Annotated in this window: 7 protein-coding genes; 5 read left to right on the plus strand and 2 right to left on the minus strand. The window is 68.6% G+C overall.

Features of this window, described 5'->3' with window-relative positions:
- Positions 1 to 1575 (minus strand): hypothetical protein (locus AC5LSR_RS07555; protein ID WP_493468292.1); only part of this gene is annotated, 1575 nt, incomplete at its 3' end.
- Between the two features lie 1013 nt (positions 1576 to 2588).
- On the opposite strand from AC5LSR_RS07555, the gene AC5LSR_RS07560 reads away from it, so the two are divergent.
- The 3 genes from AC5LSR_RS07560 to AC5LSR_RS07570 all read left to right on the plus strand — a co-directional run bounded on the left by AC5LSR_RS07560 (position 2589) and on the right by AC5LSR_RS07570 (position 7638).
- Positions 2589 to 4055, plus strand: coding sequence for an ABC transporter substrate-binding protein (locus AC5LSR_RS07560; RefSeq protein WP_250290899.1), 1467 nt, complete (start codon positions 2589 to 2591; stop codon positions 4053 to 4055).
- Between the two features lie 71 nt (positions 4056 to 4126).
- Positions 4127 to 6877 carry an ABC transporter permease subunit gene (locus AC5LSR_RS07565; protein ID WP_493468293.1) on the plus strand — a complete coding sequence of 917 codons (2751 nt, stop codon included), beginning with the start codon at positions 4127 to 4129 and terminating at the stop codon, positions 6875 to 6877.
- Positions 6874 to 7638 carry an ABC transporter ATP-binding protein gene (locus AC5LSR_RS07570; protein ID WP_250281712.1) on the plus strand — a complete coding sequence of 255 codons (765 nt, stop codon included), beginning with the start codon at positions 6874 to 6876 and terminating at the stop codon, positions 7636 to 7638. Before AC5LSR_RS07565 ends, AC5LSR_RS07570 begins: the two co-directional genes overlap by 4 nt.
- A gap of 136 nt (positions 7639 to 7774) precedes the next feature.
- On the opposite strand, the gene AC5LSR_RS07575 is transcribed toward AC5LSR_RS07570, so the two are convergent.
- Complete coding sequence (locus AC5LSR_RS07575; RefSeq protein ID WP_250281715.1) at positions 7775 to 8515, minus strand: SDR family NAD(P)-dependent oxidoreductase; 741 nt, start codon at positions 8513 to 8515, stop codon at positions 7775 to 7777.
- A 749-nt stretch (positions 8516 to 9264) separates the two neighbouring features.
- On the opposite strand from AC5LSR_RS07575, the gene AC5LSR_RS07580 reads away from it, so the two are divergent.
- Positions 9265 to 10473, plus strand: coding sequence for a cytochrome P450 (locus tag AC5LSR_RS07580; protein WP_250281717.1), 1209 nt, complete (start codon positions 9265 to 9267; stop codon positions 10471 to 10473).
- 206 nt (positions 10474 to 10679) lie between these two features.
- On the plus strand, positions 10680 to 10889 hold the full coding sequence (locus tag AC5LSR_RS07585; protein WP_250281718.1) for a ferredoxin: 210 nt from the start codon (positions 10680 to 10682) through the stop codon (positions 10887 to 10889).
- Positions 10890 to 11155: the final 266 nt, after the last annotated feature.

Below are 11155 nucleotides of genomic sequence, written 5' to 3' on the forward strand. Positions count from 1 at the left end.
GCCCGGGGGCGAGGGGGCGGCGCCCGGGAACGGGCTGTCGTTCGTGAGCACACCGCCGAGCAGGTCGATGCTCTCCCGTTCGTTCGCCCGGGCAACCCGCAGCACCCGTCCCCGCATCCGCCGGCTGAGCCGGTAGGTCGCCATCCGGGCCTGGGCGACACCACCGACAAAGGTGCTCTCACCGCTCCCGCCAGGCCGCTGGTCCTCGATCACGCCGTTGGCGGCGAGATGGCGCAGAACCAGGTCCACCCGCCGTTCCGACAGGGACAGCAGCGGCGAGAGCCCCCGCTCGCCGGAGACGACGTCGGTGGCGGTGAACACACCGCCCTCACTGCGCAGCACCCAGTCGGTCACGTAGTGGGCGCCCAGCCGGAACCTGTCCTCCTCCAGGCTGCGTCCCTCCTCGCCGGAACGGCCGAGCAGCCCGTTCAGGACATCGGAGAGATCCGCGTAGAGACCGATGCGTTCGACGTCCTCGGGGGACATCCGGATGACCGGGACGCTCGTCCGCTGGAACGTCTCCCAGACGATGAGGTCGTTGAGCTCCTGGACGAGCCGGCGCGGCACGCCACGCCCCTTGTAGTCCAGGTAGTTCGCCACCCGTTCCACGGACTCGGCGTTGTTGGGGCCCTGTCCGCACACCTCGCGGAGCAGGCTGGTGCCGCTGTCCCACACGCACGGCACGTAGGCCCGCCAGGAGAAGACACTCTCGAAGATCCCGATACCGAAATCGCTGTCGGTGACCGCACGGTCCAGCACGTCGACGCCCGCCACGAAGATGAAGTGTGCCGCGGACGCCGTCAGCACGTTCTTGAAGACGGTGAGGATCTCGTCGAAGCTCTCCATTCCACGCGGGCTGCTCGTCAGCTTGTCGAGCTCGTCGATCACCACCACGAGATGGACGGGCGCGGCCGGCCGGCGCCGGCGGAACCCGCGGCCACGGCCGTGGCTTCTCGACCGGCCGAGCATTTCGACGATCCGCAGAAAATCGTGCTCGACGTCCCCGTCCGCGTAGGTGAGAAAGGACGCCTCGGTCGCCAGCGACCGGGTGGTCTTCGTCCCGCGTTCGAGTTTGGGGGCGAGTCCCGCAAACGGCAGCTGGCCGTTCGCGCCGAACGTGCGGTTGAGCTCGTGGCCCTCCTCCGAGCGGGAGGTCAGCGACATCGACGTGCGGGCGTACGCGAGCAGGATCGAGTTGCGGATGTCCTCCTCGAGCTCGGCGAGCACGCCGGTGTCGTCGAGGGTTTCCACCACCCGCCGGGTCACCGCGAACAGGAACTCGTTGCTGGTGACCGGCCGGGCCACGTTGAGGAAGACGGGCAGGTAGCGGCGATTGCCGCTGTACTGGGACAACCATCGCAACGTCGAGCGGACCAGCGTGGTCTTGCCGGCGCCGCGGAAGCCCGCGATGAGAAAGGCGCCGCCTTCCGAACGGTCGATCCGGGCGCGCAGGGTGTCCGCCAGCCGGCCGTGCCCGAGCCGTCCGCGAATGTCACGTTCCAGCGCCGGGCCGTGCACGTAACGGAAGTCGCCGGATAAGACCACGTCCGTCGACGGACTCCCCCAACCGACCATGTGAATACCGTACCCAGACCGGCGCCGTTGCGTGACACCCAGATCACCGCCATCGCCGGATTCGGCCGGCGAGCGGAATTCGGCCGGCACCCCGTGACCGCCCGCCCGGCCTCGTCACGGACAGGCCCGCACGAGCGCCCGAGGCGACTTCACCGCCATCGTCGGCCTGGGGATGCCGCGGGCAGGCGCGCACGAGCGGCCGGGTCACGCACGAGCAACCGGATAAGGCGTCGAACCACCGGCCACCGGCGCGCGGGGCCTGGGTGACCGCCGCTGCGGCGCGGGTCGGCCCCTCTCGGCAGGCCGCGACGCCCGGACAGGCCGGATCCGGTCCCGGCTCTGATCCCGGCCCTCCGCCCACAAGGACATCACGGTCCGCCAGTGGCGGATTACGGCGTCGACTGGTGGGCCGGGCAGGGCGTCGGCGTGAAAATTCCGCATTGACCTGTCATCCGAGGTCCTCTACGGTGTCCGAACGAACAGTTGTTTGTAACCTACATCACCCTCCGCCCCATCCCCCCGCGAGTACACCGCGACCCGAACGCCGAGAACGGAAGACCCCTCCGGCTCCCAGCCTCCTGACCCTACGGGATCAGCGTCTTCCAGAGAGCGACAGAGGCCACCATGAACACAACGGTGCGCATCTCCAGAAATCTGTCAGCACCCTGGCCCTGACCCTGGCCGTCGGCCGCTTCCGCCAGTGATGCCGACAAACTGCCCCGCCTGCCCCGCGCCCCGGCCCGACGCGCGCGAAACGGCATCCCACCCGGCGGCCCGACCAGCCGGACGCGGCGGGCACGGCGGGCACGGCGGGCGTGTCCGACACGGTGGGCACGGCGGGCGCAGCCACCGGTCGGGCGGGAGCGGCCCGGGCCAGCGTGGGCGACTCCGGCCCGGGCCGCTCCCGCCCGACCGCGGAACACCGGCCCAAAACCGCGGAACAACACCGCGGAGCGGCCGGCCCGCGAAAATCATCCGATCACGCAATATGCCAACGCAACGGAGGACGCCAGATGACCGACGACTACGAACCGTCGCCGAGAAGGCGCGGAAGCCAGGCGCGTACGAAACCCGCCAAGAACACACCCCCGCGCCCGGAACAGCAGAGAAGGAGACGCTCGGTCGGTGAGTGGCTCAACCGTATCCGGTCCGGTGAACCAGCGGCGGAAAGCACACCGGCTTTATGCACCGGCCAGCACCCGCGCCAGCACCGGCGCCGCTGGCCGCTGTCCGGGCGGCCGCATCCCCGGCCCCTCGTACGGCGGCGAGGAATCGTCGCCACAGCCGCGGTGATCGCCGCGGTGACGGGCCTCGTCTCCTGTTCGTCGGACGGCGGCGGCAACACGGCGAACGGTTCGGGAACGCCCGAAATCGTCGTGGGCAACATCGGGACGTACAGCGGCCCCACCGCGTCCTCCCAGGCGCAGGCACAGGACATGGCAAAAGCCTGGGCATCATGGGTGAACGCCCACGGCGGGATCAACGGGCGCCGCGTCAGACTGGTTGTCATGGATGACGGGGGGAACGCGACGACCGCGCTCTCCCAGGTCAAGAAACTCGTCGAGCAGGAACACGTCGTCGCGGTCATAGGAAACCACTCGAACTCGGACGTGAACTGGGCGTCCTACATCAGCGGCACGGACGTGCCCGTCATCGGCGGCACCTCCCTGGACCTGCCCTTCGTGACGAACCCGTCCTTCTTCCCGGTCGGGCCGTCCGTCATCGCGGGACTGTACGGGGTGCTGCAGATAGCGAAAGCGAAAGGCCCGAAGATGGGCCTGCTCTACTGCGCGGAGGCGCCGCAGTGCGCCAGCGCGGTGCCGCTGTACACGACGCTGGCCAAGGCGCTCGGCCTCAGTATTCCCTACAACGCGAAGGTGGCGGCCTCGGCGCCCGACTACACCTCGCAGTGCCAGGGCCTGAAGGAGGCGGGCGTCCAGTCCGTGAGCGTGCTGGCGCCGTCCGACACCGTCGTCCGCGTGCACCGGGCCTGCGCGGACCAGGGCATCAACGTCCCGGAGGTCGCCCAGGACGGCACCGTCACGACCAGCTGGCTGAAGGAGCCGTCGCTCAACGGAATGCGGGCCGTCGGATATGTCGCACCCTTCTACGACAGGTCCATACCGGCGACCCGGGAATTCCACGACGCCATCCAGCAGTACGCGCCGGGCATCGAGGCGGTGCTGTCCGAGCAGTCGGCCGATGTCTGGGCCAGCGGAAAGCTCTTCGAGGCCGCGGTCAGGGCCGCGCCCGCCGGGGAGCTCACGGCCACCGCGGTGAAGAAAGGCCTCTACAGCCTCCGGGACGAGACGCTCGGTGGCCTCACGGTCCCGTTGAACTTCGTGGCGGGAAAGCCGACCTCCATCAAGTGCTGGTTCACGATGGGCATCGAGGACGGCGCGTTCGTCGGGCCGAACGGCCTGGCGACGCAGTGCGCTCCCGCGTCCGTCGTTGATCCCGTGGTCGCGACCCTCGGCTGACCAGTCCTCGGGCTGGGACGGCCTCTCGGTGCCGTCCCAGCCCGGTATGCCGATCGTTTGGGAGATCCAGAGTGACGACCTTACTTCCGTTCCTGGTCGCCGGGCTGACAACGGGCTCCGTCTACGGGATCGCCGGGCTGGGCCTCGTGCTGACCTACAAGACGTCGCGGCTGTTCAACTTCGCGCACGGCGCGCTCGCCACCATCGCGGCCTTTCTTTTCTACACCCTGCACGTCCAGCACCATCTGCCGTGGCCGCTGGCCGCGTCGATCTGCGTTCTCGTCGCCGGCCCGGTACTCGGGCTCGCTTTCGAGCTGGTCGGCCGAATGATCAGTGACCGTTCCCTGCCGGTACGGGTCGCCGGCACGGTCGGTATTCTGCTTGTCGTACAGGCGGTGATATCACTCGTCTACGGCGCGACGGAGACCCGCAAGGTGCCGCCGTTCCTGGGAACTCATGTCCTCCGTGTGGCGAACACGAGCATCACCCAGGACAAAATCATCATCTGGGTCATCGGCGCGGCGGCGACGCTCGCACTTTTCCTCGTCTTCCGGCACACCCGGCGGGGCCTTGCGATGCAGGCCGTCGTCGACGACATCGACCTGCTCGACTGCGCCGGCACCAGCCCTGTACGGGTCCGGCGGCTCGCGTGGGTCATCGGCGTCTCGTTCGCCGCGCTGTCAGGTGTGCTGCTGGCACCGCTCGTCACCCTTGACGGGGTGACACTGACGCTGCTGGTGGTCCAGGCTTTCGGCGCGGCCGCCATCGGCAGGTTCTCGAACCTGCCCGCCACCTATCTCGGCGGCCTGCTCATCGGTGTGGGCGGCGCCCTCTGCTCGAAGTACTTCACCACGGGCCTGCTGGCGGGAATACCGACCGCGTTGCCCTTCCTCGTCCTGTTCGCCGTCCTGCTGGTCTCCCCTCGCGGCCGGCTCGGGGAGCGGGCGGCGGCGCTGCCGCGGTCCGTGGCACAGTGGCGTTTCCCGCTCCCGTTCCAGCTGGCGGGCGCGGCAGCCGTCCTGGTCCTCCTCCTGACCGTCCCCGGATTCGCCGGGCTCCACCTGACCGACTGGACCCTGTTCCTGACCTCGACGATTCTCTTTCTCTCCCTGGGCCTGCTGGTACGCAGCTCGGGGCAGGTGTCGCTCTGCCACGTGGGTTTCACCGCGATCGGCGCGGCCGCCTTCTCCCGTCTGACGGTCGGCCACGGGCTGCCGTGGTTCGCCGCGCTGCTGCTGTCCGCTCTCGTCGCGGTGCCGATCGGCGCCGTTCTCGCGATTCCGGCGATCAGGCTCTCCGGGCTGTACCTCGCCCTGGCGACCCTGGGATTCGGCATTCTCCTCGCCTACATGTTCTACACACAGAGCTACATGTTCGGCGGCATAGGTGCCGGGCTGACCGAGCCGCGGCCCCAGCTGGGCTGGCTCGACCTCGAAAGCGACCGTGGCTACTACTATCTGGTGCTGGCATTCACCGTCGTGGTCACGGCCATCATCGTGCTGCTGGTACGCAGCCGGCTCGGCAGGCTGCTGCGGGCGCTGGCCGACAGCCCGACGGGCCTTGCCGCCAGTGGCACGTCGACCAACGTCACTCGCGTCCTGGTCTTCTGCATCTCGGCTTTTCTCGCCGCGGCGTCGGGTGCGCTTGCCGGCGGCGCGGTCAGCACGGTGACAGCCGACTCCTACCAGCCGTTGACGTCGCTGGTCTATTTCGCCCTGATCGTCATCAGCCCGGGCGGTGAGCCCTGGTACGCGCTGCTGGCCGCCGCGGGCCTCACCCTGGTTCCGTCGTACGTGAGCGGCGACAACATCGCCACCTGCCTCCAGCTCGTCTTCGGCGCGGCGGCGCTCCTGCTCGCGGTCACGCCGCCGTCGCTGCGCTGCGTCCCCGCGGTGGTCCAGCGCACCGCCGGACAGCTCGGCCGCCGCCGGCCGTTCACCCGCGGGCCGCGCGTGAACGGCGCCCGCGGCGGCTCCGGTGCCAGCGCCGCTGCCGCCGCCAGCACGCGCCCCAGGGCCGCCGCCGGCACGCTCGCGGTACGCGGGCTCGGGGTGCGCTTCGGCGGCCTGGTGGCCGTGGACGGCGTCTCCCTCGAAGCCCGGACCGGACAGATCACCGGTCTGATCGGCCCGAACGGGGCCGGCAAGACCACGACCCTGAACGCCTGCTCGGGAGTGCTCCGACCGACGAACGGAAAGATCTCCTTCGGCGGCCACGACATCTCCCGGCGGGGCCAGGCCGTTCGGGCCCGGCTCGGCATCGGCCGCACGTTCCAGCAGATGGAGCTGTTCGACTCGATGACCGTGCGGGAGAACGTCGCGCTGGGAGCGGAGGGCGGCTTCGCCGGGGCCAGCCCGCTCAGCCACTTCCTGAGCTCGGGCAGGCAACGAAACCTCGTCAGGCAGCGCGCCGAGGAGGCCATCCGGCTCTGCGAGCTGGAGGATGTCGCGGAATCGCTCGCCGGGGCCCTGTCGACGGGGCTGCGCCGGCGGGTCGAGCTGGCCCGCGGCCTGGCCGGGCCGTTCCGCGTCCTCCTGCTCGACGAACCGTCGTCCGGCCTCGACCGGGCGGAAACCAGCCGGTTCGGCGAGACCCTCCAGCGCGTCGTGCGGGACCGGGGAATCGGCATCCTGCTCGTGGAGCACGACATGGCGCTCGTCAACGAGATATGCGACCACATCCACGTCCTGGACTTCGGTAGACCCGTCTTCGACGGGACGCCCGACGAGGTGATGGCGTCCCCGCTCGTGCGGGCCGCCTATCTCGGGGGCGACGCCGTCGAGACCGTCGCACGGCAGCCCGTGAGGGAAGTGGTGTCATGACAACACGGACGAACAGTGCCACCACCGCGGGCGACACGAAGCCGTATGCCCTCTCGCTGCGGGCGGTGCAGTCGGGTTACGGCCGGTCGACGGTGTTACGCGTGGTCGACCTCGACGTACCGGCAGGCGGGGTGGTCGCCCTGCTCGGTGCCAACGGCGCGGGAAAGACAACGCTGCTGCGCACCGCGGCGGGTCTGAACAGGCTCCAGCACGGCCGCGTATCGATCGGCGGCGTCGACCATTCGGGCACTCCGCCGTATGCGCGCACCCGCGCCGGCCTGTGCCTCATCCCCGAGGGGCGGGGAATCTTCCGGTCGTTGTCCGTGCGGCAGAACCTTCGCCTCCAGCGGCCACCGTGGCTTCCGGAAACCAGGCCCGACCGGGCGCTGGAGGCTTTCCCGGCACTGCGGCAGCGGCTCGACGACACCGCCGGCACGCTCTCCGGCGGGCAGCAGCAGATGCTCGCGCTGTGCCGGGCCTACCTGTCGGATCCACAGGTCATCCTGGTGGACGAGGTCTCCATGGGCCTGGCACCGAGGATCATCGACGAGATCTTCGTGTCGCTGCGACAGCTGGCCGCGAGCGGGGTGTCGCTGGTCATCGTCGAGCAGTACGTGGAACGCGCGGTCGAGTTCGCCGACGCCGTCGTCGTGCTGCGGCGCGGAAAAGTGGTGTTCGACGGGACGCCGGACACGCTGGACCACGACGCGCTCGTCAACAGCTACCTCGGCTCAGGGGATCCCGTGGCCGACCGGTCATAGGGACCGGCCCCCGGCGCCACTGGACCATACCCGGTCCGGGTGGCGCCGGGGGCCGGCGGTGTGCCCGGCGGATATGTCCGGCGGACGTATCGACGTGACGCCCCGACGCGGTGACCAGAACCGATCGGAGAACCGGTCAGAGAGTGGTGTAACCACCGTCGATCAGGATCATGTCACCGGTGATGAACGACGACTCGTCACTCGCCAGGAAGACGGCCAGCCGGCCCACCTCGGTGGGGGTCCCGTATCGCCCCAGCGGCGTCGCCCTGACCACGCCCTCGATGAGCTCCGGCGGGAGGCTGTCGGTGATCTGCGTCCGGATCGGCCCGGGGCAGATCGCGTTGACGCGGATGTTCCGGCTTGCGTACTCCGCCGCCGCGGTCTTCGTCAGCATGGCCACGGCACCCTTTGCCGCGCAGTACGCGGGCATTCCCGGGAAAGCGACCATCGCGGCCATCGACGCCGTGTTCACGATCACTCCCCCACCGTTCTCAAGTAACTTGGGGATGGCGTAGCGCATACCGAGGAACACCCCTCGCCCGTTCACACCGAAGACGCGGTCGAACTCCTCCTCCGGATAGTCACCGGTGTGGGCCACCGCCCCGTCGATACCCGCGTTGTTACAGAGGACGTCGAGCTTGCCGAAGTGGGAGACGGCCGCATCCAGCATGTTCCGGACGTCCTGCCCCCTCGACACGTCGGCGTGCACCGCGTAGCAGTCGCTCCCGAGCCGCTTGGCGACCTCCTCCTGCTGGCCCGAGATATCGACGGCGACGACCCTGGCCCCTTCCTTCACGAACTCCTCGGCAATACCGGTGCCGATTCCCGAGCCCGCCCCGGTGACGACAGCAACCTTCCCTTCGAGCCGCCCAGCCACGTCTCTCCCCTTTCCAAGATCCATGCTATCGGACGATCATTCATCCCGATCCTAGGCCCGACCAGAACAAAAAACAATGGTTTGTTCCGCTCCTTTCCCCTGCCCGAGGAACACGGATCAGCACCCGCCACGACAGCGACACGCGTCGAGCCGGGCGGTCACGGCGGCCTACCGGACAACCGGGCCACCGGGCATTGCGCCAGCACACCCGCGCACGCCCGGCCACCGGCTTTCCCGCGCCCTTGACAGCGGCGGCCAAAGCCTGGAGCGCGATCCGCTACCAGCCTTCTACCTGTGATTATATCTCATAGCAACATCTCGATTACGCTTGACTGTGACCTACTTGACAGGTCAAGTAGCGCCTGTTATGTTCATAAAAACAAACGTATGTTTGTATCGCATCGAAAGGCGACCGCACCAAAAGACAGCAAAAAGACGGGAGGTACCCGGACGGTACGTCAGCCTGTACGGGCGCAGGATGGTGCGCCCACAGAAATCCTGATGTCGAACACCGGTGCCCGGGCGGCGCAGCCACCCGCAACAGGTCGGGCCGTGAGGCATCCGGCTCGATTCCCCGCCGCCACCGTGACAGTGAAGCGGCGCATTCAGGCCGTCAGCGTCCTGGCCCACGAGCGCATATCGGCCGCGGTTGGCGCCGACCGGCACCCGCCAGCATGCCGTTCCCCGGCCACGGGAAACCCGCCCCTTACCCACGCGACCCGAGCCATACGTTTAATGGAGGTGCTCTTGTGACCACGAGCGAAGGGTTCCGGAGGGACATCTTCTCCGACTTCGACATCGAGGACCCGGAGTTCAACGACCGCTTCTACGAGGTCCTCGACGAGTTCGTGGACAGGTGCCCGGTCACCCGCAGCAATGTCGGGAACGGGTACTGGCTGATCAACCGCTACCAGGATGTCAAGCGCGCCGGCCAGGACTGGCGGACCTTCAGCAGCGCCAAGGGCTTCGAGCCCAACCGTGACCCGGAACGCCCCTACCTGATGCCGGAGGAGTCGGATCCGCCCCGGCACAACCTCTGGCGGAACGCGCTGAACCCCTACTTCTCCCCGGACGCGATCAGCGCCTTCGAGGACTCCATCCGGACGGAGGCCGTCACCCTCATCGACGCTTTCATCGACAGGGGTGAATGCGAGTACATCAAGGAGTTCTCGTCGGTGCTGCCCGGCTCGGCGATGTTCAAGAACCTGCTGGGCCTGCCCACCGACGACGTCCCCATGCTCATCAAGCACATGGACGCGGGCTTCTACGGGCCCAAGGAGGAACGCACCGAGAACCTGACCAGGGCATTCGTCCACCTCGGCGAGTACCTGGGCCGCCGGGCCAAGGAGCCGCCGCGCGGCGACGTGGTGGACGTGATCGCGGCGGGTGTCGAATACGAGAACGGCGAGCCGTCCCCCTGGCAGGACCGGGTCTCCATCATCACCGACCTCGCGCTCGGCGGCATCGTGACCGCGACGTTCGTCATGTCGGGTGCGATGTCCCACCTCGCCACCCACCCCGAGGACCGCAAGGCGCTGGCGAACGACCCGAGCCTGATCCCCCAGGCGGCCGAGGAGTTCGTCCGGTACTTCCCACCGGTGGTCGCGCTCGGCCGGTCCGTGACCACGGATGTCGAGATAGGCGGGCACCACTTCAAGGAAGGCGACTTCATCCTCCTGAACTACGCGTCGGCGTCACGGGACCCGAAGGCCCTGGACAGCCCCAGGGAGTGCAACATCTTCCGGGAGCGCATCCCCCACTCGGCCTTCGGCGTCGGTGTCCACCGCTGCATCGGTGCCCACCTGGCACGCCTGGAGATCAAGGTCGCCCTCGAGGAGTTCCTCCGCCGTATTCCCGAGTTCAGCCTGAAGCCCGGCACCCGGCCCGAGTACGAGACCGGGATTCTCCGCAGCATGAAGAAGCTCCACCTGGAGTTCCCGACACGGCGCGGCGCATAACCGGGAGCCCACGGTGCCACCGGGCGGCGGGCGCGGGCCAACGTTGTTTCGTCACCGTGCCCGCTCCCGTGCCGCTCCCGTGCCCGCGCGGGTCACGACGTCCGGGGGCGACGGCCGTCCAGGGCGTGGCCTGCCCTCCTCGGCCGCGGGGACCGCTGACGGTGGCGGCACGAACACCACGAGACCGCTGAACGAGTGAACGATGGATGGTGACGACCGTGAAGGTCAGCGTCGACAACAGCAAATGTGAGGCACATGGCCAGTGCAACATGATCGACGAACAGATATTCACTCTCGACGACCAGGGCTACAGCAACATCGGCAAGGACAGACCAGTGCCCGAGGGATTAGAGGACAACGCCGATCAGGGCGTGTACAACTGTCCCGTGAACGCACTGTTCATCGACCGTTCGTAGCCGCACCGACCGCTGGTTCCACCGACCGGCCGTAGCTCGCCGCCGGGGATCCGGCCGGGCCCGCTCCGACGCGCCATGGGAGACACCGGCCATGATCGGCGCGAGTCTGCTGCCGTGTACGCTTTTTGGCCGCGTCAGTATGCGCAGCGGCGAACTCGCGCCGATCTTCTTCTGCGTTCTGCGTTCTGCGTCCAGCGGCCGGCGACCAGCATTCATCGACACGCGCCGCCGTTCGCGGAGATGTGTATGGCTGCCTGAGCGGCGCG

The sequence above is a fragment of the Protofrankia sp. CiP1_Cm_nod4 genome, from assembly GCF_982290645.1.

What these genes read in the sequence shown, in the direction of transcription:
- AC5LSR_RS07585 (WP_250281718.1), top strand. Translation starts at nt 10,680, where the DNA reads ATGGTGACGACCGTGAAGGTCAGCGTCGACAACAGCAAATGTGAGGCA.
- AC5LSR_RS07570 (WP_250281712.1), top strand. Translation starts at nt 6,874, where the DNA reads ATGACAACACGGACGAACAGTGCCACCACCGCGGGCGACACGAAGCCG.
- AC5LSR_RS07560 (WP_250290899.1), top strand. Translation starts at nt 2,589, where the DNA reads ATGACCGACGACTACGAACCGTCGCCGAGAAGGCGCGGAAGCCAGGCG.